General features: G+C 52.6%; 24 protein-coding genes, 1 other RNA gene and 1 pseudogene. 10 read left to right on the top strand and 16 right to left on the bottom strand.

Annotation, left to right across the window (positions count from 1 at the left end):
* Positions 1-55: 55 nt before the first annotated feature.
* From lepB to trmN, 7 genes are all read right to left on the bottom strand, one after another.
* Complete coding sequence (gene lepB, locus BBA90_RS07930; RefSeq protein WP_065648657.1) at positions 56-1027, bottom strand: signal peptidase I; 972 nt, start codon at positions 1025-1027, stop codon at positions 56-58.
* A 9-nt stretch (positions 1028-1036) separates the two neighbouring features.
* A complete protein-coding gene (gene lepA, locus BBA90_RS07925) occupies positions 1037-2836 on the bottom strand; it encodes a translation elongation factor 4 (protein WP_065648656.1) in 1800 nt (599 codons plus the stop codon).
* A 217-nt stretch (positions 2837-3053) separates the two neighbouring features.
* Positions 3054-3518: a SoxR-reducing system protein RseC gene (gene rseC / locus BBA90_RS07920; RefSeq protein WP_065648655.1), complete on the bottom strand. Its 465-nt coding sequence runs from the start codon at positions 3516-3518 to the stop codon at positions 3054-3056.
* Positions 3515-4471 (bottom strand): sigma-E factor regulatory protein RseB, encoded by a 957-nt coding sequence (rseB, locus tag BBA90_RS07915; RefSeq protein ID WP_065648654.1) that lies wholly within the window; start codon positions 4469-4471, stop codon positions 3515-3517. Before rseB ends, rseC begins: the two co-directional genes overlap by 4 nt.
* Positions 4471-5130 carry an anti-sigma-E factor RseA gene (gene rseA / locus BBA90_RS07910; RefSeq protein WP_065648653.1) on the bottom strand — a complete coding sequence of 220 codons (660 nt, stop codon included), beginning with the start codon at positions 5128-5130 and terminating at the stop codon, positions 4471-4473. The genes rseB and rseA overlap by 1 nt, the downstream gene beginning before the upstream one ends.
* Positions 5131-5160: 30 nt before the next feature.
* Entirely contained in the window at positions 5161-5736 is a 576-nt protein-coding gene (rpoE, locus tag BBA90_RS07905; RefSeq protein WP_039379714.1) for an RNA polymerase sigma factor RpoE, read from the bottom strand.
* A gap of 378 nt (positions 5737-6114) precedes the next feature.
* Positions 6115-6864: a tRNA(1)(Val) (adenine(37)-N(6))-methyltransferase TrmN gene (gene trmN / locus BBA90_RS07900; protein ID WP_065650429.1), complete on the bottom strand. Its 750-nt coding sequence runs from the start codon at positions 6862-6864 to the stop codon at positions 6115-6117.
* 136 nt (positions 6865-7000) lie between these two features.
* Here trmN and srmB point away from each other — a divergent pair, with 136 nt between their 5' ends.
* Positions 7001-8329, top strand: coding sequence for an ATP-dependent RNA helicase SrmB (gene srmB / locus BBA90_RS07895; protein WP_039379716.1), 1329 nt, complete (start codon positions 7001-7003; stop codon positions 8327-8329).
* Positions 8330-8513: 184 nt separating this feature from the next.
* On the opposite strand, the gene grcA is transcribed toward srmB, so the two are convergent.
* Positions 8514-8897, bottom strand: coding sequence for an autonomous glycyl radical cofactor GrcA (gene grcA / locus BBA90_RS07890; RefSeq protein WP_065648652.1), 384 nt, complete (start codon positions 8895-8897; stop codon positions 8514-8516).
* Between the two features lie 177 nt (positions 8898-9074).
* Here grcA and ung point away from each other — a divergent pair, with 177 nt between their 5' ends.
* A complete protein-coding gene (gene ung / locus BBA90_RS07885; RefSeq protein ID WP_065648651.1) occupies positions 9075-9752 on the top strand; it encodes a uracil-DNA glycosylase in 678 nt (225 codons plus the stop codon).
* Between the two features lie 46 nt (positions 9753-9798).
* On the opposite strand, the gene grpE is transcribed toward ung, so the two are convergent.
* Positions 9799-10377: a nucleotide exchange factor GrpE gene (grpE, locus tag BBA90_RS07880; protein ID WP_065648650.1), complete on the bottom strand. Its 579-nt coding sequence runs from the start codon at positions 10375-10377 to the stop codon at positions 9799-9801.
* Positions 10378-10499: 122 nt separating this feature from the next.
* Here grpE and nadK point away from each other — a divergent pair, with 122 nt between their 5' ends.
* The 3 genes from nadK (at position 10500) to bamE (ending at position 13661) form a co-directional block, all read left to right on the top strand.
* Positions 10500-11378 carry an NAD(+) kinase gene (gene nadK, locus BBA90_RS07875; RefSeq protein ID WP_065648649.1) on the top strand — a complete coding sequence of 293 codons (879 nt, stop codon included), beginning with the start codon at positions 10500-10502 and terminating at the stop codon, positions 11376-11378.
* 85 nt (positions 11379-11463) lie between these two features.
* Positions 11464-13125, top strand: a complete 1662-nt coding sequence (recN, locus tag BBA90_RS07870) for a DNA repair protein RecN (protein WP_065648648.1) — start codon at positions 11464-11466, stop codon at positions 13123-13125.
* 185 nt (positions 13126-13310) lie between these two features.
* The gene (gene bamE, locus BBA90_RS07865) at positions 13311-13661 is read left to right on the top strand and encodes an outer membrane protein assembly factor BamE (protein ID WP_065648647.1); all 351 of its coding nucleotides are present in this window, start codon (positions 13311-13313) and stop codon (positions 13659-13661) included.
* A gap of 54 nt (positions 13662-13715) precedes the next feature.
* Here bamE and BBA90_RS07860 read toward each other — a convergent pair whose 3' ends face one another.
* Positions 13716-14006, bottom strand: a complete 291-nt coding sequence (locus tag BBA90_RS07860; protein WP_065648646.1) for an RnfH family protein — start codon at positions 14004-14006, stop codon at positions 13716-13718.
* Positions 13999-14433, bottom strand: a complete 435-nt coding sequence (locus BBA90_RS07855; protein ID WP_065648645.1) for a type II toxin-antitoxin system RatA family toxin — start codon at positions 14431-14433, stop codon at positions 13999-14001. The genes BBA90_RS07860 and BBA90_RS07855 overlap by 8 nt, the downstream gene beginning before the upstream one ends.
* A gap of 160 nt (positions 14434-14593) precedes the next feature.
* Between BBA90_RS07855 and smpB the strand changes: the two genes are divergently transcribed.
* The 3 genes and pseudogenes from smpB to BBA90_RS07840 all read left to right on the top strand — a co-directional run.
* Positions 14594-15076: an SsrA-binding protein SmpB gene (gene smpB / locus BBA90_RS07850; protein ID WP_065648644.1), complete on the top strand. Its 483-nt coding sequence runs from the start codon at positions 14594-14596 to the stop codon at positions 15074-15076.
* A 43-nt stretch (positions 15077-15119) separates the two neighbouring features.
* Positions 15120-15482: a transfer-messenger RNA gene (ssrA, locus tag BBA90_RS07845) on the top strand.
* A gap of 249 nt (positions 15483-15731) precedes the next feature.
* A pseudogene (locus BBA90_RS07840) lies at positions 15732-16427 on the top strand (primase-like DNA-binding domain-containing protein); the annotation flags it as partial.
* Positions 16428-16667: 240 nt separating this feature from the next.
* Here BBA90_RS07840 and BBA90_RS07835 read toward each other — a convergent pair.
* The 3 genes from BBA90_RS07835 to BBA90_RS07825 all read right to left on the bottom strand — a co-directional run bounded on the left by BBA90_RS07835 (position 16668) and on the right by BBA90_RS07825 (position 20614).
* Positions 16668-18821 (bottom strand): hypothetical protein, encoded by a 2154-nt coding sequence (locus BBA90_RS07835; RefSeq protein WP_065648642.1) that lies wholly within the window; start codon positions 18819-18821, stop codon positions 16668-16670.
* 1 nt (position 18822) lies between these two features.
* Positions 18823-20031: a hypothetical protein gene (locus tag BBA90_RS07830; RefSeq protein WP_065648641.1), complete on the bottom strand. Its 1209-nt coding sequence runs from the start codon at positions 20029-20031 to the stop codon at positions 18823-18825.
* A gap of 403 nt (positions 20032-20434) precedes the next feature.
* The gene (locus BBA90_RS07825) at positions 20435-20614 is read right to left on the bottom strand and encodes a hypothetical protein (protein WP_139074178.1); all 180 of its coding nucleotides are present in this window, start codon (positions 20612-20614) and stop codon (positions 20435-20437) included.
* A gap of 347 nt (positions 20615-20961) precedes the next feature.
* Here BBA90_RS07825 and BBA90_RS07820 point away from each other — a divergent pair, with 347 nt between their 5' ends.
* Both BBA90_RS07820 and BBA90_RS07815 read left to right on the top strand, forming a co-directional pair.
* Positions 20962-21318 (top strand): hypothetical protein, encoded by a 357-nt coding sequence (locus BBA90_RS07820; RefSeq protein ID WP_065650428.1) that lies wholly within the window; start codon positions 20962-20964, stop codon positions 21316-21318.
* Between the two features lie 121 nt (positions 21319-21439).
* Entirely contained in the window at positions 21440-22099 is a 660-nt protein-coding gene (locus tag BBA90_RS07815; protein ID WP_065648639.1) for an epoxyqueuosine reductase QueH, read from the top strand.
* A 14-nt stretch (positions 22100-22113) separates the two neighbouring features.
* On the opposite strand, the gene BBA90_RS07810 is transcribed toward BBA90_RS07815, so the two are convergent.
* Both BBA90_RS07810 and mgtA read right to left on the bottom strand, forming a co-directional pair.
* Positions 22114-22791, bottom strand: coding sequence for an SDR family oxidoreductase (locus BBA90_RS07810; protein ID WP_065648638.1), 678 nt, complete (start codon positions 22789-22791; stop codon positions 22114-22116).
* 155 nt (positions 22792-22946) lie between these two features.
* Positions 22947-25658, bottom strand: coding sequence for a magnesium-translocating P-type ATPase (gene mgtA / locus BBA90_RS07805; protein WP_065648637.1), 2712 nt, complete (start codon positions 25656-25658; stop codon positions 22947-22949).
* Between the last annotated feature and the right edge of the window lie 366 nt (positions 25659-26024).

The raw sequence follows: 26024 nt of genomic DNA, 5'->3' as shown, positions 1-26024 counted from the left end.
AGCGCGTTCTGTTTCGTGTGCAGTGGCTTCCTGTCAGACAGGAAGCCACCCGTATTTAGTGAATGCCGCCGATACGGCTCAGGCGTACACCTGTCGGCCATTCACCTTCCTGTTTTTCAAAGCTCATCCAGATAGCGACCGCTTTACCGACCAGATTCTTCTCAGGCACAAAGCCCCAGTAGCGACTGTCGGCGCTGTTGTCACGGTTATCGCCCATCATGAAATATTGCCCCTGCGGCACGACCCAGGTCGCCTGCGGCTGGCCCGGCTGCTGATAGTACATGTTCGCCTGGCTCTGCGCCTCATTCACCAGCAGGATATTGTGCGTCACATCGCCCAGCGTCTCTTTACGTGTACCGAGACGCAGGCCGCCGCGCAGCGTTTCACCCTGCGGTTTCCGGAAGAAGCCGTTGCCGGTTTCATTGCCATCAAAGCCGCTGAAGGTCTGGATAAAGTCGCTTGGCTCAATATTGGTATAGGTGACCGGCAGCGCCGTATCACATTTGCCGTTACCGCAGCCCGGGTTGATGGTCAGCGTTTTGCTGAACGGATCAAACACCACTTTGTCGCCCGGCAGACCAATCACGCGTTTGATGTAGTCAACGCTGGGATCTTTCGGATATTTAAACACGGCAACGTCACCGCGTTTTGGATGTCCGGTCGGGATCAGCGTGGTTTGCGTGATGGGATCTTTAATGCCATACGCAAACTTCTCTACCAGAATAAAGTCGCCAATCAGCAGCGTGGGCATCATTGAGCCGGAGGGGATCTGAAAGGGTTCAAAAATAAATGAACGTACAATCAGTACCACCGCCAGCACCGGAAATACCGATGCCGCCGTTTCAATCCAGCCTGGCTGTGCTGCAACCTTCGCCAGCGTTTTGCTGTCGAGCGCGTTACCCGCCTGCGCCTGCGCAGCAGCCTGCTTTGCACGACGCTCAGGCGCCCACTTCACGCGATCGATACACCAGATGATACCGGTCAGCAGCGTAGCGATAACCAGAATCAGGGCGAACATGTTAGCCATTGTGGTTCCTTATTTGCTGTCTTTACCGACATGCAGAATGGCGAGGAAAGCTTCCTGCGGCAGCTCAACGTTGCCGACCTGCTTCATGCGTTTCTTACCATCTTTCTGTTTCTGCAACAGTTTTTTCTTACGGCTGACGTCACCGCCGTAGCATTTTGCCAGGACGTTTTTACGCAGCTGCTTCACGGTGGAACGCGCAATGATGTGGTTGCCAATCGCCGCCTGAATCGCGATATCAAACTGCTGGCGCGGGATCAGATCTTTCATCTTCTCCACCAGCTCGCGACCGCGGTACTGCGAGTTATCGCGGTGGGTGATCAGCGCCAGGGCATCAACACGCTCTGCGTTAATTAATACGTCCACGCGCACCATGTCTGACGCCTGGAAGCGCTTGAAGTTATAGTCCAGCGATGCATAGCCGCGCGACGTCGATTTCAGGCGGTCAAAGAAGTCGAGCACCACTTCAGCCATCGGAATTTCGTAGGTGAGCGCAACCTGGTTGCCGTGGTAAACCATATTGGTCTGAACGCCACGCTTCTCCACACACAGGGTAATCACATTACCCAGATATTCCTGTGGCAGCAGCATATGACACTCTGCAATCGGCTCACGCAGCTCTTCGATGTTGTTCAGCGGCGGCAGCTTGGATGGACTGTCGACATACACCACTTCGCCATCGGTGGTTTCCACTTCATACACTACCGTTGGTGCTGTGGTGATCAGGTCGAGGTCATACTCGCGCTCCAGACGCTCCTGAATGATCTCCATGTGCAGCAGACCCAGGAAGCCGCAGCGGAAACCAAAGCCCAGCGCGGTTGAACTCTCTGGCTCATAGAACAGGGAGGCGTCGTTCAGACTCAGCTTGCCCAGCGCGTCACGGAATGATTCATAATCATCCGAGCTTACCGGGAAGAGACCGGCATAGACCTGCGGTTTAACTTTTTTAAAGCCTGGCAGCGCTTTCTCTGCCGGATTGCGCTGCAGCGTCAGCGTATCGCCCACTGGCGCGCCAAGAATATCTTTGATTGCGCACACCAGCCAGCCAACTTCACCGCATTTCAGTTCGGTGCGGTCAACCTGTTTGGGTGTGAAAATACCCAGACGGTCAGCGTTATATACCTGACCGGTACTCATGACTTTGACCTTCTCGCCCTTACGCAGCGTACCGTTTTTGATACGGATCAGGGAAACAACGCCGAGGTAGTTATCAAACCAGGAGTCGATGATCAGTGCCTGCAGCGGGCCATCCGGATCGCCTTCCGGCGCCGGGATATCGCGCACCAGGCGCTCCAGCACATCAGGTACACCGATGCCGGTTTTCGCCGAGCAGCGCACGGCGTCTACGGCATCAATACCCACGATATCTTCAATCTCTTCAGCTACACGCTCAGGATCGGCAGCAGGCAGATCGATCTTATTCAGTACCGGTACCACTTCCAGATCCATTTCCATGGCGGTATAGCAGTTCGCCAGCGTCTGTGCTTCAACGCCCTGTCCTGCATCGACCACCAGCAGCGCCCCTTCGCAGGCCGCCAGCGAGCGGGAAACTTCATACGAGAAGTCTACGTGGCCCGGGGTGTCGATAAAATTGAGCTGGTAAGTTTCACCGTCTGGCGCTGTGTAATCGAGCGTAACGCTCTGCGCTTTAATCGTAATGCCGCGCTCGCGCTCCAGATCCATGGAGTCAAGAACCTGCGCTGCCATCTCACGATCGCTCAGGCCACCACAAATCTGAATCAGACGATCGGAGAGCGTTGATTTGCCGTGGTCAATGTGAGCAATAATAGAGAAATTTCGTATGTGCTTCATTTATATGAATATCTTCACGTAGAGAATCAGTTGAAAACGTGAGCACAGACACATTCAGGCAAGCGATCTTTACCCGGAACCCTGTCGGCCTCATTAATGACGTCGCATATTACACTGTTAACGCCGCGCGTTAAAGAATGGAACCTGTGGGATTTGCAACAGAATTCAGCGGGTAAGCGGAAATGAAAAGGCCGCACATCTGGCGGCCCTGGCGGCATCAGCTGACATCTTCGACCCGCAGCGCATCAGGCGGAAGCGCCACGCTAAGGATCACCGGCTGAAAGGCTTCGCGCCCGGCATAGCGGGATGAAACGCCTTTGGCAATGATAAAGCCCCCTACGCCACCAAGCAGTGCCCCGCAGGCAGCAGCCAGATCGCTGTGAAACAGCATCTGGAATACGCCAGCCACAGCAAACAGGCCAAACAGCGGGGTCATATAAACCAGCAGCGCTGAGCCCAGCAGACTGCTCTCACGGATGCCTAACTCAATGCGCTGTCCCGGCTGTAGCGGCTCAGCGCTGGGAATCGTCATGACGTGTGCGTTCTTCGGCCCCAGCTTGTTGAGCGCATGGCTGCCGCACCCTTTGCGTGCTGAACAGCTGTTGCAGGAGGTTTTCGCTTCAGAATGCAGCGTGGCAATGCCGTCCTGCCATGCCACAACCGTGGCCCACTCTCTCATCATTTTTTTGCCCCTGTATCAATAGCGCTGGCGATACGTTTCGCGGTTGCAGGCGGTAACTCGCCCACCACGGTGATCTCCTGATTATCGCGCACAACGGTCTGCACCGTACGACGTCCCGTGCGCAATTGCTGGGGCACGCTGTTTTTATCGGCAGGCGCTATATTGATGGCAAAACTGAACAGCCCGTCGCTGTAGAGACGTGATTCGACGGTTTTATTCATGGCGGGTATCGCGCGACGGCTTTGTGAAATCAGCTTCATGCCCGCCGGTATCCAGCCTGGCTGCCAGCTAAGTTCAACCTTGTCGCCCGCCGGCACAGAGAGCGATGGCGGCAGGTTTGCCTTCTCCAGTCCCTGCATCAGATTACGCACGCCCTCATCCACCGCAAAGCTGATAACACGAAACTGCTCCAGCGTTTCGCCGTCACGATCCAGCAAATCGATGCGTAATGGCAGTTTGGTATCCACATCCAGCCAGACCACATAGCTGTAGCGCGTACCGTCACGGGAGACAATCCGCACAACTTCGCACAGTTGATCGGCCATGCGTGACCGCCCTACCGGCACAAAATCATACGCCTGACCGAGCCGGGCAAAATTAGCGAACATTAATGAGGGCAGTGCGTCAATGATATGGTCACCCGGCAGTGAAAACGGGTCCAGGCCAGGTTCAAAATAGCTGATGTCACTGCCGCGCTGGATCACCTCACGACGCGGGCCATCCATCTGCAACAGCTGTGCAAAGACGCGCTTATCCACCACGGCGTGCCGATAGCGCAGTGACTCAATGCCCAGTCGGGAGACATTAATATATGCGAATTCATAATTGAGATTTTGAGTCGCCTGCTCCATCTGCTGTAACAACGCCCCGGAAGACGAAGTCTGTGCCGGGGCGGTAGATGTCCAGAGCAGGCTGCCTGCCATGAGGCTAACGGCGCACCAGAGCTGCTTCATTACTGCTGTTGAGTTCCTAACGACTGGGTTCCGGGAACGGTGGCCTGCGCCTGCTGCGGTACCGTGTTTTCAAACTGCACCTGATCGGCATGCAACCGGCGCTGCAGTTCGTAATCCTGCAGCATGGCATTGACGCGACGCCGCTGATCCTGAACCTGCTGGTTTGAGCTATTGGTATCAAAGGCATCAGACGGCACGCCCAGGCTTACCGGTGACGCTTTACCCATCATTGGCAGCGTATTAAACGCCGGGGCATCCGATGATTCTGCTGCACCATTGGCAGAAGAGCCGTTGTAGTGTTGCACGCCCACAATCACTGCAAGCGATACACATGCGGCCACGCCAATTTGCGTGACTGACGCCACCCAGTTGCCACCGCGACGCCAGAACGGCATTTTTTGCCAGCGTGCCGGTTCCGGCTGCGCTTCCGGGATCAGCGGCGTCGCCGCAGTGCGCAGCGGCTCATTTTCAATGGCTGCGGCCACACGGGCGGAGATATCAAAATGCAGCACTTCGCCAACATCGCCGCGCAGCGTATCGCGAATAAGATGGTAGCTCTCCCAGCTTTTCTGAAGTTCGACATCCTTTGACAGCGAGGACAACAGCTCGCTGTCTAACGTTTCACCATCCATTAAAGCGGAAAGTTTTTCTTTCTGCATGCCTTGGTACCCTTTCAGTAGCCGTTATCACTAACGTTGGATAAGCGGTTGAACTTTGTTATCAATGGCTTCCCGGGCACGAAATATGCGCGATCGGACAGTACCAACCGGGCAATCCATAATGGCAGCGATCTCTTCATAGCTCAGGCCATCCAGCTCTCTGAGCGTGATAGCCATCCGGAGATCTTCAGGAAGTGACTCAATTGTCCGAAAAACAATTTGTTTCAGTTCGTCAGACAACATTAAGTTCTCAGGGTTCGATATTTCTTTCAACGCGCCCGCACTTTCGAAGTTTTCCGCATCAATTGCATCAACGTCGCTGGACGGCGGACGGCGGCCCTGAGCCACCAGATAATTTTTCGCCGTGTTTACCGCAATGCGGTAAAGCCACGTGTAAAAAGCGCTATCCCCGCGGAACGACTCCAGCGCGCGATAGGCTTTGATAAATGATTCCTGTACCACATCGGGCACGTCACCCGAAGGGACATAGCGTGAAACCAGGCTCGCCACTTTATGCTGGTATCGGACTACCAGTAAGTTAAAGGACTTTTGATCTCCTTTCTGAACCCGCTCAACGAGAACCTGATCCGTTAACTGCTCGCTCATCCGAGGTAATGTCTCCCCAAAACTCTTTTATGCGTAAGTGGACTGCCAGCACATCTCATACCCGTGAGCAAGCATGCGCTTTGAGTTCTGTTCTGGCCTGAAGTTCACCACGACCTGTTTTTTCGTACCGGCAGCGCAGCCATTTGCGACTTACCGGTTTTGCCAGCAGCAGTTCAACCGCTTTCAATGGCTTATGCGCTGCCAATCAGTGCTGGCAGAGTAGCGTAAGGCAGCCTCTTTTTCATCTTTATTACTCTTCTTTTCAGCATAGCGGATGGCAGCGCGCAAAATTCGCTAAGTTGCGACACGATATAGCATGAAACCTGCGATCGTCATGGCAGATCGCGACCGCTGCTGCAGTACGGTGACAGCCAATACTCAGCGGAAAAGATAGAAGTCAGTCACCAGGCTCAGCCAGTCAGCGGAGTAGCTTTTGTCTTCATTGCGGATCGCCAGCCGCTCCTGAATCAGATCACCGGCAGCGGGTGAAAAGCCCAGTACCAGCCGGTTGGGTGGCCGCTGTGCATAAGGCGCGACGTCGTAGCGCAGCCGCAGATGCCAGCCATCGTCGCGGGCAAGCTGCACCAGCGCCTCACCGCTCTCCACCGGCAGCACCACGCAAAACAGCCCGTCTTCTTCGATCAACTGTGCCGCGCACTGCAGCAGCGCGGCGTGATCGAGCGTGGCGGTGCTGCGCGCCGTGTCTCGCGCGACGCTGGATGAGGCCATACCGGGCACAAAGAAAGGTGGATTGCTGACGATCAGCGAATAGCGTTTTTCACACTGGTTGCTCCAGTTAAGGATATCCGCCTGGTGCACGCTGATACGGGCGCCCCACGGTGAGGCCTGCACGTTCTCCTGCGCCTGCGCGGCGGCATCGCTATCAAGTTCGACCGCATCCAGCGTGACCTGTTCCGGCGTGCGCTGCGCCAGCATCAGGGCGATCAGCCCGCTACCGCAGCCAATATCCAGAATACGCCGGACGCCAGCCACCGGCGCCCATGCCCCCAGCAGCACGCCATCCGTGCCGACTTTCATTGCACAGCGATCGTGTGCGACAAAAAATTGCTTAAACGTAAACCCATCTTTTCTTAATGTCGCCCGTGCTGGCGGCTGGTACTGAGACATGCTTTCGGCCATTGAATTGTTATCTGGCGAGAGTGTAACGTGGTCGCATGATGAATTCATCTACGTCTGATGAACACAAACAGATGAAGATTGCGGCTGATCTGTCTATAATCAGCGCCCCAAACTGAGGTAGAACATGACAGTAACCACATTCTCCGAACTCGAACTCGACGAAAGCCTGCTGGATGCCCTGCAGGAAAAAGGCTTCACGCGCCCGACGGCCATTCAGGCTGAAGCCATTCCTGCCGCGCTGGAAGGCCGTGACGTGTTAGGTTCGGCACCCACCGGAACGGGGAAAACCGCCGCCTATCTGCTGCCCGCATTACAGCATCTGCTGGACTTCCCGCGTAAGAAGTCGGGTCCGCCGCGTATCCTGATCCTCACCCCTACCCGCGAACTGGCGATGCAGGTGGCCGACCAGGCGCGTGAGCTGGCGAAGCACACCCATCTCGACATTGCCACTATTACCGGCGGTGTTGCCTATATGAACCACGCTGAAGTCTTCAGCGAAAACCAGGATATTGTAGTGGCGACCACCGGCCGCCTGCTGCAGTACATCAAAGAAGAGAATTTTGACTGCCGCGCGGTAGAAACGCTGATCCTGGATGAAGCGGACCGCATGGTCGATATGGGCTTTGCCCAGGATATCGAGACCATCGCCGGTGAGACGCGCTGGCGCAAACAGACGCTGCTCTTCTCTGCCACGCTGGAAGGCGAGCACATCAAAGATTTTGCTGAACGCCTGCTCAACGATCCGGTCGCGATTGAAGCCGACCCGAGCAAAAGCGAACGCAAACGCATTCAGCAGTGGTACTACCGTGCTGATAACCTTGAGCACAAGACCAAACTGCTGGTGCACCTGTTAAAGCAGCCGGAAGTGAAGCGTGCGATTGTGTTTGTGCGCAAGCGTGAACGTCTGCACGAGCTGGTGACCTGGATGCATGAAGCGGGCCTGCGCAGCAGCTACCTCGAAGGGGAGATGGTTCAGGCTAACCGTAATGAAGCGATTAAACGCATCAACGACGGTCGCGTAAATGTGCTGGTTGCCACTGACGTCGCGGCGCGCGGTATTGATATTGATGACGTGACCCACGTGATCAACTTTGACCTGCCGCGTACGGCAGATACCTATCTGCACCGTATTGGCCGTACCGGCCGCGCCGGACGCAAAGGGATCGCTATCTCGCTGGTTGAGGCGCATGATCACGTTCTGCTGGGTAAAATCAGCCGCTACGTCAATGAGCCGCTGAAATCACGCGTGATTGATGAGCTGCGCCCTGAGTCGCGTGCGCCGAGTGCTAAAGTCACCGGAAAGCCGTCGAAAAAGGCGCTTGCCAAACGCAAAGAGAAGAAAGAGAAAGAAGACGAAAAGCCGCGCGTGAAAAAACGCCATCGTGACACCAAAAACGTGGGTAAACGCCGCAAGCCAAGCGGATCAACCACGCCGGAGTCAGGTGCGGAATAAAACGTCACTGCAGTAAAAAAAGCGCCTGAACCGGCGCTTTTTTTTTACATTCAGCGGGCCTTAAGGGCCACTGACCGGCGGGTCAGCGCGAACGCCGGTAAATGTCGCATTTTAATCAACGCATGCGTTCCGGACCGCTTCCGCACTGGCCTGCAGCATGAGCAACTTTTCATCGCTACTTCAGTTACAGGCTCTCTGTAAAGGTACGGGTGATCACATCGCGCTGCTGCTCTGGCGTCAGGGCATTAAACCGTACGGCATAACCGGATACGCGAATGGTCAGCTGCGGATACTTTTCGGGATGCTTAACCGCATCTTCCAGCGTTTCCCGCTGCAGTACGTTGACGTTAAGATGCTGTCCGCCCTCAACGCGCACCTGCGGTTTCTGCTCCAGGGGGATTTCGCGGTAGGCCATCTCGCCCAGTTCACTCAGGGCAACAACCTGATCCGCCTCATAGATACCTCTGGCGCACAGACAGCGCGCCTGTCCGGCCTCCTCATCCAGCAGCCAGAATGAGTTCAGCAATAGCGGGTTATGGGTTTGAGTAATTTGAATGCCGGTAATCATAGCGATCTCCAGAAAGAGGCGTTCTGTCTCTGAACGCCGTTGACAGATAGACAGGCTGGTATATCACCGGGACGCCGCCGGTGCCTTGACCTGTATCAAGCTGAAACGGCGGGGTTAATTCTTCTGCTCGCGCTCTGAAGCAGCTAAGCTAAGGAAAACTAGCGGCAGGAGTTAACCATGAGTGACAAGCTGACCTGGCACGACGTGCTGGCAGATGAGAAAGAGAAACCCTATTTCAAAGAGACGCTGCAGGCGGTTGCGCAGCAGCGGGCAGCGGGCGTGACTGTTTATCCGCCGCAGAAAGATGTGTTTAACGCATTTAAGCTGACAGAGCTGGGCGATATTAAAGTGGTGATTTTGGGTCAGGACCCCTATCACGGACCGAATCAGGCGCACGGCCTGGCTTTCTCGGTACTGCCTGGCGTGGCTATCCCGCCCTCCCTGCTTAATATGTACAAAGAGCTTGAACAGGATATCGACGGCTTTCAGCGCCCGCAGCACGGTTTTCTGGAGAGCTGGGCCACGCAGGGGGTGATGCTGCTGAATACGGTACTGACCGTTGAGGCGGGCAAAGCACACTCGCACGCGCGGCTTGGCTGGGAGACGTTTACTGATACGGTGATTGATGCCATCAATACGCACCGTGAGGGCGTGGTTTTTCTGCTGTGGGGATCGCACGCGCAGAAGAAAGGCAGCATCATTGATGCGCAGCGTCATCACGTGCTGAAAGCCCCCCACCCTTCTCCGCTCTCAGCGCACCGCGGCTTTTTTGGCTGCCGGCACTTTTCGCAGACCAACGCACTGCTCAGCCAGGCGGGAGAAACGCCGATCGACTGGACGCCAGTCCTCCCCTGAAACAACAACGGCCGCGTCAGGCGGCCGTTGTGATGCACTACTCTGCTCAGGCTTTGGCTTTAGAAACCGCCACCATCGCCGGACGCAGCAGGCGCCCATTCAGGGTATAGCCACGCTGCATCACCATCAGCACATGGTTCGGCTCAACCTCATCCGATTCCATCATCGACATCGCCTGATGCAGATCCGGGTTGAACGGCACGTGGGTGTCGCCCACCACTTCAACGCCAAACTTGCGCACGGCGCCCAGCAGCGACTTCAGCGTCAGCTCGATGCCTTCAATCATCGAAGCGAGCTCGGTGTTCTCTTTGTCTGTGACTTCCAGCGCACGCTCCAGGCTATCGATCACGGGCAGCAGTTCGTTGGCAAACTTTTCCAGCGCAAATTTATGCGCTTTTTCAACGTCCATTTCCGCACGGCGACGGATGTTTTCAATCTCCGCCTGCGCACGCAGCTGCGCTTCGCGTACGCCGCCCTGCGCCTGGGTCAGCTCCGCTTCCAGTTGCGCAATGCGCTCATCACGCGGATCCACCTCAGTTGCTGTCTCCGCGTCCGCCGGCTGGTGATCCTGTTGAATTTCGTCTGAGACTTGCTCGTTTGGGGTGTTCTGTTCTTTACTACTCATGAATTTCTCCGCGTTTTGCACATTCATTTCGCTGGTTGGCTTATTATGGGGATCAGTTTGACGGTTTCAAGTGAACCCATCACATTGCCAGGCCGTTTTGGCTTATGAGGAATACCCGCCACATGAACACACACTTTAGCTGCATCGGAATCGTGGGTCATCCGCGCCATCCTACCGCGTTAACCACCCATGAGATGCTCTGGCGCTGGCTGACCGATAAGGGATATGAGGTGATTGTCGAACAGCAAATTGCGCGCGAGCTGAGCTTAACCGATGTAAAGACCGGCACGCTGGCGGAAATAGGCCAGCAGGCCGATCTGGCCGTGGTGGTTGGCGGCGATGGCAATATGCTGGGCGCGGCCAGGGTGCTGGCACGCTATGACATTAAAGTGATTGGCATCAACCGTGGCAATCTGGGCTTCCTGACCGACCTCGATCCGGATAACGCGCAGCAGCAGCTGGATGATGTTCTTCAGGGCGACTACTTTGTGGAGAGTCGCTTTCTGCTTGAGGCGCAGGTCTGCCGTGATACCTGCTCACCGCGCATTGGCAGCGCCATCAATGAAGTGGTGCTCCATCCTGGCAAAGTGGCGCATATGATTGAGTTTGAGGTCTATATTGACGAAGTCTTCGCCTTTTCTCAGCGTTCAGATGGCCTGATTATCTCCACCCCCACCGGCTCCACCGCCTACTCGCTCTCCGCAGGCGGACCTATTCTTACCCCTTCGCTTGATGCGATTGTGCTGGTGCCGATGTTCCCGCACACGCTGTCGTCGCGCCCGCTGGTTATCAACAGCAACAGTACCATTCGCCTGCGCTTCTCCTCGCTACGCAGCGATCTGGAGATCAGCTGTGACAGCCAGATTGCCCTGCCGATTCAGGAAGGTGAAGATGTGCTGATCCGGCGCAGCAGCAGCCATCTTAATCTGATTCATCCTAAAAATTACAATTACTTCAATACATTAAGCTCAAAACTCGGCTGGTCAAAAAAATTGTTTTAGAAATCAGCGCTGGCTACTTTACTGGTTAAAAAACCAGTTTATACTGTACGAAAAACCATATCTGTTTTTCCATACAGGTGATTGTATGCTGGCACAACTGACCATCAGTAACTTCGCAATCGTTCGTGAACTCGAGATCGACTTTCATCGCGGTATGACAGCGATCACCGGTGAGACCGGCGCAGGTAAATCTATTGCCATTGATGCGCTGGGCCTCTGCCTTGGCGGACGGGCGGAAGCGGATATGGTGCGTCAGGGGGCGAGCCGGGCTGATATCTGCGCCCGCTTTCAGCTGAAATCCTCGCCGTCAGCGCAGCGCTGGCTGGTTGATAATCAGCTGGATGACGGTAATGAGTGTCTGCTGCGCCGCGTTATCAGCGCCGATGGGCGCTCACGCGGCTTTATTAACGGCACAGCCGTACCCCTCTCCCAGCTGCGGGAACTGGGCCAGCTGCTGATTCAGATCCACGGTCAGCACGCCCATCAGCTGCTGCTGAAAACCGATCACCAGAAGCATCTGCTGGATGCTTACGCGGCGCATGACGGGCTGCTGACGGAGATGCGTCAGCACTACCAGCGCTGGCATCACAGCTGCCGTGTGCTGGCGCAGCATCAGCAGCAGTCACAGGAGCGTGAAGCGCGCCGCGAGCTGCTGCAGTATCAGCTGAAAGAGCTGAACGAGTTTGCCCCGCAGGCGGGTGAATATGAGCAGATTGATGAAGAGTACAAGCGTCTGGCCAACAGCGGACAGCTGCTCTCTACCAGCCAGCAGGCGCTGCATATCCTTGCTGATGGCGACGATACTAACCTGCAGAGCCTGCTTTACAGCGCCCGCAACATGCTCAGCGAGCTGGTCTCGCTGGATGATAAAGTCAGCGGCGTGTTTAATCTGCTGGAAGAAGCGGCGATTCAGCTGAGTGAAGCCAGCGACGAGCTGCGTCACTACTGCGAACGTCTCGATCTTGATCCTAACCGTCTTTACGAGCTGGAGCAGCGCCTGTCGCGGCAGATTGCACTGGCGCGCAAGCATCACGTTGCGCCTGAAGCGCTGCCGGCCCTGCATCAGCAGCTGCTGGAAGAAGCGGAGCTGCTGTCGCAGCAGGAGAGCGATCAGGAGAGTCTGCAGCATGATGTGGTAATGCATCACAAAGCCGCTATCACCTGCGCTGAAGCGCTGCATCATCAGCGTGAAAAATCCGCTCAGGAGCTGTGCGATCTCATTACGCAAAGCATGCGTACCCTGGCGATGCCGCACGGGCAGTTTGCGATTGTGCTGGAGTTTAATCCCGAGCAGCTCACCGCCGAGGGTGCCAGCCGCATCGATTTCCGGGTGACAACTAACCCGGGCCAGCCGCTGCAGCCGCTGGGTAAAGTCGCCTCTGGCGGTGAGCTCTCGCGTATTGCGCTCGCTATTCAGGTGATCACCGCGCAGAAGATGGAAACCCCGGCCATGATTTTCGATGAAGTGGATGTCGGCATCAGCGGCCCGACGGCTGCTGTAGTGGGCAAGATGCTGCGGCAGCTGGGCGAATCGACGCAGGTTATGTGTGTCACGCACCTGCCACAGGTTGCGGGCTGCGGTCATCAGCACTTCTTTGTCAGCAAAGAGACCGACGGCGCGATGACGGAAACGCATATGCAGCCGCTGGATAAGCGGGCACGTCTGCAGGAGTTGGCTCGTCTGCTGGGCGGCAGCGAAGTCACGCGTAACACGCTGGCGAACGCCAAAGAACTTTTAGCAGCCTGAGACCGCACTTTTTTCCGGCCTGGTGGTCATATGCATGCTCTGTAGAGGTTCCCAACCGGGAAAAGGTCTATTATCATCGGCAGTGATATCGCCATAATAAAAGCCTGCCGCGTGCAGAGTTCAGAATGTAATGGCAACAAAACTGCCTGCTGAAAGGCGTTTGGCCCGAAAAAAGGAATGTACAGATGCGCTTTAAGACGCTGACTGCTGCGGCAGTGGTAATGTTGATGACAACCGCCGGATGTTCCACGCTGGAGCGCGTTGTCTATCGTCCGGATATCAATCAGGGGAATTACCTGGCCGCCAACGATGTCGCCAAGATCCACACCGGCATGACGCAGCAGCAGGTGGCCTACACGCTGGGCACCCCGATGATGCACGATCCCTTTGGCAGCAACGTCTGGTATTACATTTTCCGTCAGGAACCCGGTCATGAGCACGTGAAGCAGCAGACGCTGACGCTGACCTTTGATCGCAGCGGTGTTCTGACGAACATTGATAACAAGCCGCGGCTCGCTGGCCAGAAAGATAATTAAGCTGATGACAATAAAAAAGGCGCCCGGGGCGCCTTTTTTAATGCTTAACGTCAGCTACTTTTTCACCGCGGCACGCTCAGCGCGCTGGCGGCGCAGCTCTTTCGGATCGGCAATCAGCGGCCGGTAGATCTCAACCCGATCGCCCTCTTCAACCGTATCACCAAGCTTCACCGGCCGGCTGAAGATCCCGGTTTTATTCTTTGCCAGATCGATATCGCGGCGCAGCTGCAGCAGGCCTGATGCCTCTATCGCCTGCTCTACCGTGGCGCCCTGCTCCACCGAGACCTCACGCAGATACTGCTTATCCGGAAGCGCATACACCACTTCCACACGGATCTTAGTCACGATAGACCTCTTTGGCGCGCTGGGTAAACGCCTGCACCATACTGTTTGCCAGCTCTTTAAACACGCGCCCGAATGCCATCTCAACCAGCATATTGGTGAACTCAAAGTCGAGACTTAACTCAACTTTGCAGGCGTCATCACCCAGCGAGATAAATTTCCAGCCGCCGGTGAGCTTACGGAACGGGCCATCAACCAGCTGCATATGAATGCTCTGATTATCAGTCAGCGTGTTACGCGTGGTGAAGGTTTTACTGATGCCCGCTTTTGAGACATCAACCGCAGCAGTCATCTGATGACCGCTGTTATCCAGCACGCGACTGCCGGTGCAGCCGGGAAGAAATTCAGGATAGGCATCCACGTCATTCACAAGCTGGTACATCTGCTCAGCGCTATAGGGGACCAGCGCTGAACGACTAATCTGGGCCATAAGGGTTCCTGTTGGTCACAAAACCGTTGAATTATACCATTTTAAGCCATTAAACAAAAATTCATGCTTTTGCCAGCTGTGCTAAAATAGGATGTTTTTTACCGCCCCGCAGGACATGGGGATGCGCCCACAAACTGAGTAATGTAGACTACGCCGCACTATGACAAAGAAAAAAGCTCACAAACCCGGTTCAGCCACCATTGCCCTCAACAAACGCGCGCGCCACGAATACTTCGTCGAAGAGGAGTTCGAAGCGGGTCTGTCGTTACAGGGATGGGAAGTCAAAGCACTGCGCGCCGGTAAAGCCAATATCAGCGAAAGCTATATCATGCTGCGCGACGGCGAAGCGTTTCTGTTCGGCGCCACGTTCCAGCCGCTGATCGGTGCTTCAACGCACGTGGTATGCGACCCTACGCGCACCCGCAAGCTGCTGCTGAAAGAGCGCGAGCTCGCTTCACTGTTTGGCAGCGTTAACCGCGACGGTTATACCATCATACCGCTTTCGCTCTACTGGAAAAACGCCTGGGCCAAGCTCAAAATCGGCGTTGCACGCGGTAAGAAAGAGCACGATAAGCGCTCTGATATCAAAGATCGCGAGTGGAAGATGGATAAAGCACGAATTATGAAGAGCGCCAGTCGTTAAGCACTGGATTCTTTTATAGATTTGCGCTACAGTTTTAGAACTTGGGGCTGATTCTGGATTCGACGGGATTCGCGAAACCCAAGGTGCATGCCGAGGGGCGGTTTGCCTCGTAAAAAGCCGCAAAAAAATAGTCGCAAACGACGAAAACTACGCACTAGCAGCTTAATAACCTGCTTAGAGCCCTCTCTCCCTAGCCTCCGCTCTTAGGACGGGGATCAAGAGAGGTCAAACCCAAAAGAGATCGCGTGGATGCCCTGCCTGGGGTTGAAGCGTTAAAACCAATCAGGCTAGTCTGTCAGTGGCGTGTCTGTCCGCAGCTGCCAGGCGAATGTAAAGACTGACTAAGCATGTAGTACCGACGGTGTAGTAATTTCGGACGCGGGTTCAACTCCCGCCAGCTCCACCAAAATTCTCCATCGGTGATTACCAGAGTCACATGATGAAGTCCTGAAAGCCCGCACGGTGCAAGCCCTGCGGGCTTTTTTGTGTCTGTAATCTCCCGATTGAGTGTGTCTGGATTGAGTGATTACAGTTACGCGTTTATTGTGGGTTAAAAGCGTGGACGAATCGCACTCATGAAACAGACCAAAAGCCCCTGCTCTCTGGCCGAAAAAGCACAACATCCGCCACGCCAGACTAATGGTAACGCGTCGTCAGCATGATGGAGTTCTCGCTGATTATTTTGCCCGAGCAGGAGAAATGGAGCGGCGACGGCGCAGGCATCAAGGCGATTAGCGGCGGCGATGCGGTCGCCATCGATGCCAAATATCGCGATGCCTACTCCACACATATTCCGGCGGTAAACAACAACCCTATGCGTTTCAGCGATCGCAGCGGCGGCGTGTCACGCCGCCGGGTAATTCTGACCTTCCCGGAAGTGATGCCGGCAAAAGAGCGCGACCCGCAGCTGTTAGATAAAATCAGCGCCGAGCTGGCCGTTATTGTTCACCATCTGATGCAGCGCTTCGCCTCACCTGAGGAAGCCTGCGAGTTATTGCAGGCGCAGCACTCATCAGGCGAAGCGCTGGAGATAAAACGCCAGGCCGATCCGCTGGTCGATTTCTGTGGCTATCTGATGCCGTTGAGCATGCCGAACGGGCTATTTATAGGTAACGCTAACATTCGCCCTATAAACCCGAAACGTTATCTCTATCATGCGTATCTGTCATTTATGGAGTCGCGCGGTCATCAGCACCCGCTTAGCCTGACGGCTTTCGGCCAGGCGGTGCCGCAGACGCTGAAAGAGTATGAGCGGGTGCTGCTCAAGCGCAGTACGAATAACGGTATACAAACTAATCTCGTACTACATGAAGACAACGAAGCGGATTGGTTGCCCACATGTAGTGTCTGATAACATCATTACATGTAAACCGGCTTAGGCCGGTTTTTTTATATTTGATGCAATTATTAATGTTAGCCAAGGTCCGCTAAGAGCAGTCTGCGGACATTGCTGACATGATTCAGTATAAGTCAACGAGGAGTAGGTAAAGATTACGGGGAGCGTGGCATATTTGTAAAATGTGAATAGTAAAATAAGCATGGGGGAGCAGTGAAGGTTGGACTACCAACCTTCACTATGGTAGCTACTCGCTTAAAAAAAATCACGCCTAATCTGATGCAATAAGAATTTAACCGAGTTAGGCATGCTTTGATTTTCTAAAGATAAAATTTCCTTCAGATGGTGGTCAAGTATCCTTAGGTGCTTGATCCAGATAGACATTAAGAACTCAAGGCATCCTTCACCTTGTTCATTGTCATAATTCTTGACGACCGAACATATTATATCGCACATTTGTTGACTGTAATTTTCATCAATGGAATAGTTCAGTTCTGAAGAATACGCTGAACGTAATAGGCATGCTTGTATAACTCCATCATTGTATCGGTCAAAACAAACGGGGCTCAAAAGAGTGTAGTGATAAATTGTGGATAAACCCTTACCATCATTCATTCTTAAATCATGAAGCAATGTTTGAATAGTCCAAAAAACATCTGCTTGGGAAGAATCCTCTAACACAATGTCCAGTTTGTCCCAAAACACGAATGTTTTCCGTAGTTTAAGTGAATTGCCTTTGCTATCTTTCAAGAACAGTTCATTGGGACTTATGGGCGATTCAAGTAAAGCTAGTCTTGAAAGCAGATCTTCAGAGATTTTTTGTCCATGGTAATAATCATCAAGAGGATCGTCATTTTTAAATTGAAAAAGTTTTTCATGCTCTAAATCCCAATAAGTCTTTGACTTATCATTTATCCTTGGTAAAAAGCAATTTCTGAGAACTATAAGTTCATGACCACCCATGCATAAGTCTTTTCTTAGCTGATCAAGACTAAGTGCATTTTGTAATTTCGAAAAGCAAACAAAATATGAGATTGAAGATGATTTATCAAGATTTCTAAGTTTTCTGGATACGGATAATAACTTCCTACCCGTCGTTATTGCGCCTGCCACAACAAAAACTGATGACATACTACTATAATCAGATTCATTCATTTTGCCGAAATTAAATATTTTCAAATCATCATCATTAACAATTTCTTTAACCTTTAATGCTAAAAGTTTTGAACCTTCGTCGTCTAGATGAATAATTGAATTTATATCACGAGAGAAATATTTATTGATTTTTTTTCGCATGTCAGAAATAAGAAGGTCGGGATTGTTCTTCATTAATACAGGAATATCGATATCGTAAAACCCATCATTGCTTTCTCGAGTTATAGCATTAATACTTAAGATATTTTTTGCTGAAAACTCTCTGAAAAAGTTTTGTCTTTCTGCTTTGAAATCTACCTTCTTTATCATGAGTAAGTCATGCTTAGGCGTCTCAGGCAAAAACTGCTCACCTTCAAGTCTGATTACTTTTGAGCCGTTAGCACATAAATTACATGTTTCGTGTGATTCAGAATATATGTCACCACCCAAGGCATCAAGGATGTTATATAGTCCAGTCTGGTTTTCACCTAGTGAAGAATAGAAAAGTGTTTTTATATTTTTTTGTGATATTTTTTTCTTTTTTTCAAGTTTTCCCGCTAAACTACCACTGGTCGTGGCCGAGATTATAATCAACTGATTTTCATCTCGGATAAAGTTGTAATCTTGATTTATAGATGAATATGACTCAAAGCTCTCTATAACTGGTATGCTTAATGGGAATTTTTTTGACAAGTATAGTGCCGTACTAACTAAGAAAGAAATAGATGAAGTATCGACATAAACTCTTTTTAAAGTGGAAACTATAGAGCTTAATAATCCAATAGCTAAAAAAGTCACCTCGACGCTTGAGGTGAATAAATTTGATGCCCTAATGAATTTATCACAATGGTCACCGGAAGGTTTACTAAAATGATAGGTTGAAGTGGAAGTGATTACACCTTTACGTTTCTTAAATATTTCACTTGCTCCAGCCTGGAGAAGCTCATGCCGATAACTGTACTTTTTTCCCGTCGTTATATCAGTGATGTCACCATCATTGTTAACGTTTAGAAACTGTATTTTACTTGAAGCTGTTCCGATGTAAGATTCGAACTCTTGGTTAAAAAGTTGATCATTTAGCAAGCGTGATTTCTGTGATTCATCTACTCCAAAACCAAAAATTAAAACTTCATTGGGTACTAAATTTTTGCTTATATCTTCTTTTATTTCTTTGATTAACTGATGCAGATCTAGTGATGAAATGCAGAAAATTGCCAATGTAGGTGAGAGTTTGACGCTAGGTTTATTAAATCTGAAAATAAAAACACCATTCATTTCATTCTTCCTTGAAATTATTTTTATCGACAAGAGGTACAAGGATTGTTATTGAAACTCCGCAAACTTCAGAATGTTCAGTTATTTTTTCATCGCAATAGCTTTTAGTTGACCAATCTAAAAACTTACAGTCATCGCTTTCATCGAAACTATATGGAGTAGTATTGAAATCTCTGTAGATAGAGACTCTGTTACTTCTTATCTTCATGAAACCATTCAGTTTGGTTAATGATGCCATAACTGAAGGCAAACCATTCCCTTTTACATCATTATTTGTAGATGAACTTCTAAATTTCAGGCATTTCTTGATTATCTTATATTCATCGTCAACGTCTAGATTCATTCCAGCATCGGAGTGATCTGCCAACCATCGGCCACAATAACCTAAACCAGAATCAACAATGCTTATTTCAATGAACCTTCGCGAGGAAACGTGGTTTTGTTTAAGGCTTGAAATGTATTCTGTAAGAACCTCATCATTCAGGAGGTAATTATTTATTGCTGCATCAGATAAGTTTATGCCATAAGTGTATATTAACCTGTTACCTGGTTTTATCCACTTATCCCTATTAAGCTCCCGAGTACCGTGCTCGTGTGTGTTAACAAATAATTCATAAAACATTCTCCCAAGATCGTCAATACTATCATCTTCAAGAGATATAGCTCCTCCTGCAACAGTTGATGATTTCAAAACCATTGCGCTTATTATGTTTCTTATTTCTTCATATTTTTTCGGTTCAGAATGAGCAGCAGGTGAGTTATTATAAAAATTGCTATCAAATCCTTTTGTGCTGTGATCTACAAACGAATACCAGCAGAGCCTTCCATGTTGTTGCCCAAAAAGATTGTCTGATTGTGACTCGATTGCATCTTTAGCAAGTATGTTTATATCACGTCTTATGTTTTTATTAGGATCGCCTGAAAATGAAATTTCTTTCGACATCATTGCGGCGGTGAATTTATGAGGTGTTTTGATCAAATCTGTAAAATAGTCAGCGTCCTTAATGGACGGCTCTCTTAAAACTAGCTTCTTGTTCAGGCTTAAGTTCGCCCAAGTATTAATAGATTGAACAGCACTGGCTATTCCTCCAAAAGCAGTGTTTTTCTTACCCACAGGAAGCAACAAAGGTTGGTCATCATCTGCCATCTTTGCTTTTTTGATGAAGGAGTCTATCTTATCTAAACTCAATGATGCAGGTAGTTCTAACATGGTACCACCTCCGGATTCCAAAGTTTTATTAAGGATGAGCTTTAAGCAGTGATGTCTTATAAATTCATACTTTCATAATTATCACCCAACAAATAGACTAACTCAATGATTAATCTCGTTAGCTTTGGAAATCAGCAATTCATTCAAAACTTAATACCCAGATCTGAAGCTTGAACGATATTGAATCCCTCCCTATAGATAAATGCAAACAGATGCTTACAATGTCCGTTTCTGGCACAAAGCGGACCATTAACAACAGCAGCGCCTAATAACTTCACATTACACATAGTGGCTCAGGTCGCTTTTTGTCATCTTGGCTAAGGTGATCACCAAAAGTGCACACTAATGTACATCCCGCCTCAAACCATACACCACCTAAAAAGTTGAAGTTTATACATAAAAACTAAAAGTGAACAGTGTGAACACTTTTCTCTAAAATCATTTCAAATGAATCTAGCGCCGGGCATTCGTTATCCTTGCCGTGCTGCTCCGGGGTATGAGATCCAATAATTGGTACACGTTTAGGTACACGATCCAAAGTTGAAATTAAAAAAACAATCAATTTCACAGTATTGCGCGCCATGTTCATACTCCGCCAGCCCTTTAAAACCTCCATAACATAATCCCCACAGGGTTTTGCACCTCCTGCTTATTAACCCAGGCTTACCGTGCAGCACTTTCATTTCTCCTTTGCTCCCTCTCCGCCCATACAACTCCCCCACCCATCCAAACCATAAATCACCCCAAAACCTGCATTCACCATTTCAAAATCCGCCACTGAGCAGTAATACCCTGCAGCCACTTTCACAGCTAACCCAACCCCTCACGGCGTTTTCATTCACTTACAGTTTTATCCTGGAGCGCAACGTTGCTCAGTGTGCCACTCTTAACTACGCTCATATCACCAAATACGTTAAATGAGGGACTATGATGAAAAAGACCATTATTGCTGTATCTGCTTTCCTGCTGGCTTCTTCCGCGTTTGCGGCTACCACACACGCAACTGACGATACGGTCGCTAACGCTCAGGCTGGCGCTAACACCGCAAAAGAGAAACTGCATCAGGCGCAGCATCAGGGCGAAGAGCAGCGTCTTAAAGCGAAGCACGCGGCGAAAGGCGAAAGCGACAGCATGACCAGCAAAGCTAGCGAAGGCACCCAGAAAACCTGGAACAAGACCAAAGAAGGCACTGAGAAAGGCTGGGATGCGACCAAAGAAGGCGCACAGAAAGGCTGGAACAAAACCAAAGAAGGTGCCAGCGATCTGAAACAGAAAGTCAGCGAGTAAGCTGCACTACTGTGATAAAAAGGCCGCCCTGCGGCCTTTTTGTTTTTCCGCTGCCGCATTTTGCATCCGGTGCCGTAACTCCCTACACTACGCCTATCCTCTGCAAGCTTAACGGTTACTTATGTCTGAAACCTTCACACGTCAGCCGCTGCCGCTGCCCGGCGGACACAATAAAGTGCTGCTGCACTCCTGCTGTGCCCCCTGCTCCGGCGAAGTGATGGAAGCGATGCTCGCCTCCGGCATCGACTACACCATTTTCTTCTACAACCCGAATATTCATCCGCTGAAAGAGTATGAGCTGCGTAAAGAGGAGAATATCCGCTTTGCTGAGCAGTTTGGCGTGCCGTTTGTGGATGCTGACTACGATAAAGATAACTGGTTTGAACGCGCGCGCGGCATGGAGTGGGAGCCGGAACGCGGCGTACGCTGCACCATGTGTTTTGATATGCGCTTTGAACGCACCGCGCTTTATGCGCACGAGCACGGCTTTCCGGTGATCACCAGTTCGCTCGGGATTTCACGCTGGAAAGATATGAAGCAGATCAACGACTGCGGCGTGCGGGCGGCGGCGCACTATCCGGATATGCTCTACTGGGAGTTTAACTGGCGTAAAGGCGGCGGCTCATCGCGCATGATTGAGATCAGCAAACGCGAGCGCTTCTATCAGCAGGAGTACTGCGGCTGCATCTATTCACTGCGCGATACCAACCGGCACCGCGTGGCCGGTGGTCGGGAGCGCATTGAGATTGGGGTGCAGTATTACGCGCCTGACGACGCGTAAACCGGCCTGAAACATCACCAGGCGAGCGCGTCGCCTTTATAATCAAGGTAGTGATGACCGCCCTCGCCGCGATAGCGCTGCAGCTGCGCAACCAGCCCTGCTGCGCTCTCTTCCGCTGTGATATCGGCGTTCTCGCCACCCATATCGGTTTTTACCCAGCCCGGATGCAGCGACAGCAGCGTCGCACCCTGCGGTCGCATCTCTTTTGCCAGCGCGCGGCTCAGCATATTAAGCGCCGCCTTGCTGGCCGAGTAGAGCGGCATCGCGGCGACGCGGTTTTCATTCAGGCTCGCCAGCTGTGACGTGGTGATCCCCACCACGCTCTGCTTATCACGCAGCAGCGGCAGCAGGCTCTCCGCCAGCCGTACCGGCGCTACCGCATTAGTGATAAACAGCTCGCTCAGCTCCGCATCCTCTGCCTGCTGCAGCTGCTGCGCATCCGGGCCAAAGATGCCGGCGTTGATCAGCACCGCATCAAACTGCTCACCCTGTAACTGCTGCAGCAGCGCCGCACGCGCCGCGCCGTCGGTGATATCCAGCGCCAGCCAGCGCAGCCGCTCGTGCTGGTATGAGACCGCCGTGCGGCGGAAGGTGGCGGTCACATCCCAGCCCGCCTGCAAAAACTGCTGTACCACCGCAAGCCCGATCCCTTTTGAGGCACCGATAACCAACGCGCGTTGTGACTGGCTCATATTTTTCTCCCGGACAGGTAGCGAAACGGGCAGCGTATGCTGCCCGCGATGAACTAACGTAACACTAACGTTAGCACGGTAATCACCGTCATCATTAACACCAGGTGGCAGACCACCTTTGTCAGTTCCGGCTTTTTCATCGCACCTCCTGCGGATCAGAACCACTGACCAAAACGTTTGATGTAGAGGGTTTTCATACCCTGCGCCACCAGGCAGTAGCCGGTCAGGGTCGCCACCAGCCACGGAAAGTAGGACCACGGCAGCGGCGTCAGGCCGACGCTGGCTCCCAGCGATGAGAACGGCAGCAGGATCCCGGCGACCATGACGCAGGCGGTGGTCAGCAATACCGGCAGTGCGGCGCGGCTCTGAATAAACGGGATTTTGCGGGTGCGCAGCATATGCACCACCAGCGTCTGCGACAGCAGCCCCTCGACAAACCAGCCCGACTGAAACAGCGACTGCATCTCTGGCGTATTTGCGGCAAACACATACCACATCAGCGCAAAAGTGGTGATGTCGAACAGAGAGGAGGTCGGCCCGATCCACAGCATAAACCGTCTGATATTGCGTGCGTCCCACTTACGCGGTTTTTGCAGAAACTCTTTATCCAGTTTGTCCCACGGCATCGCCAGCTGCGAGATGTCATACATCAGGTTCTGAATCAGCAGATGAATCGCCAGCATCGGCAGAAACGGAATAAACGCGCTGGCGACCAGCACCGAAAAGACATTGCCAAAGTTAGAGCTGGCGGTCATGTTCAGGTACTTGATGATGTTGCCAAAGGTCTCACGTCCTTTGACGATCCCCTCCTCCAGCACCCGCAGATCTTTCTCCAGCAGGATAATATCCGAGGACTCTTTAGCGATATCCGCCGCGCTGTCCACGGAGATCCCGACATCGGCCGCGCGCAGCGCCGGGGCGTCATTGATGCCATCACCCAGAAAACCCACGGTATGCCCCTGCTGCTGCAGCGCCGTCACAATACGCGACTTCTGCAGCGGCGTGAGTCTGGCAAACACCGCACTCTGTTGCACAGTCTGCGCCAGCTGCTCATCGCTCATCCGCGCCAGCTGTTCACCGGCTACCATCGCGCCGCTGTCGATACCCACCTCTGCACAGATGCGCGCGGTCACCACCGGGTTGTCACCGGTCAGGACTTTTATCGCGACGCCATTATCACGCAGCGCACTGACCGCCGGAGCCGCGCTGGCTTTAGGCGGATCAAGAAACGTCAGCATCCCTTCTATGGTGAGGTTCTGCTCATCTGCAACGTTCAGCGCCTGCTGCAGACCCGGCTCATCCAGTACGCGACTCGCTACCAGCAGCACGCGAAACCCCTGCTGATTATACCCCTGCGCCAGCGCCAGCAGTTCCGCACGACGGGTGTCATTCAGCGGCTGTATCAGCCTGCCTTCACGCTCTGCGACCGCGATGCTGAGCATCTCTTCAACGGCCCCTTTGCAGATCAGCAGCTGCTGGTTAAGCCGGCGATTGTGTACCACGACCGACACGCGCCGCCGGACAAAATCAAACGGCAGCTCATCAATCTTGCTCCATGCATCATTAATAGCGCCGCCCATACGCGCGCCGCCATAGTGCAGAATGGCGCGATCCATCGGGTTAGCGGTGCTGCTCTGGTAAAAGCTGTTAAGCCAGCTCAGCATCAGCACGCGGCTGTTCTCCACGCCGGCACAGTCCACGTGCTGTGCCAGGGTAATGTTATCCTGCGTCAGCGTGCCGGTTTTATCCGTGCACAGCACATCCATCGCGCCAAGGTTCTGAATCGCGTTCAGGCGTTTCACAATCACCTTGCGACGCGACATGGCGATAGCCCCTTTTGCCAGATTCGAGCTGACGATCATCGGCAGCATCTCCGGCGTCAGGCCCACTGCGACCGCCAGTGCGAACAACGAGGCTTCCAGCCAGTCGCCTTTGGTCAGGCCGTTAAGCAGCAGTACCACCGGCACCATAACCAGCATAAAGCGGATCAGCAGCCAGCTGACGCTGTTTACCCCGCGATCAAACGCCGTCTGGCTGCGTTTACCGGTAAGCGATTTTGCCAGACTGCCGAAATAGGTATCGCTGCCGGTGGCGACCACCACCCCTTTTGCGCAGCCGCTGGCCACGCTGGTGCCCATCAGGCAGATGCTGCCTGACTCAAGCAGCGACGCGCTCTGTTCGCATCCGCCCGCCGCTTTACTGGTGACATGTCCGGTGACGTCATATTTTTCTACCGGCAGCGACTCGCCGGTCAGGATCGCCTGACTGATAAACAGATCGCGCGACTCCAGCAGGCGGAGATCGGCCGGCACCAGATCGCCCGCGGAAAGGCAGATGATGTCCCCCGGCACCAGATCCGCGATATCCACTTCCCTGCGTACCGGCGACGCCTGCAGCGACGTACGCCGTATCACCGTTGCGGTCGTGCGCACCATCGATTTCAGCGCCTGGGCTGCTTTACTGGTGCGAAACTCCTGCCAGAAACGCAGTAATCCGCTCAGCGTTACCATAGTGATGATAATCGCGATCCCGGTCAGGTCGGTCTCCCCGCCCTGCCGCCGCGGGATCCAGTAGTCAGTAAAAAAACTCACCGCGGCCAGCGCCATCAGCACATAGATAAATGGATTACTGAACGCCTGCAGCAGCTGCAGCAGCGCCGGTGGCGCGTCAATATGCCGGGCATCGTTAGGGCCATAGCGGCGCAGGCGTGCCGCAGCTTCTTCTTCGGTCAGGCCCGAAGCCTGGCTGCACAGCCGTACCAGCGTTTCATCTGCAGTAAAGCTGGTTTCCAGCTCAATGCGGTAAAACGGCGACCGCAGATCCTTTTTCCGGTTATCCCGTTGCAGCTTATATTTCATATTGTTCATGTGACACCCCGATGGTGTTATTCAGGCAAGCGCTATCCTGCGCCTGGCGCATATAAACAGAGAGAGCCTGATAAATAATCAGCACGCTGAACCCGCTATTATCGGGCGAAAAGATTACGCGTCTTTAATTAATAAAAGACGTCACGATCCTGCACCGAATAAAAGTGAGTGATTAAATGTGTATGGCGTAACGCCTGACTGAGAATGCGAAGTCAGGGTTAACGCACAGCAGACGGGTGCACGCTGAGGATCAGCGTGCGCATCGGGGTGGTGGAAATAGCGCGTTGTAAATCAGAGGCATAAATTACTCCCGCGAATCTGTGTTCGCCATCAGCATTGCGTTTTCGGGAGCATTCTGCAGAGAAC

It is taken from the genome of Pantoea eucrina (assembly GCF_001691555.1).
GTDB lineage: Bacteria > Pseudomonadota > Gammaproteobacteria > Enterobacterales > Enterobacteriaceae > Pantoea > Pantoea borealis.
This window is presented reverse-complemented; position numbering and strand designations above follow the sequence as displayed.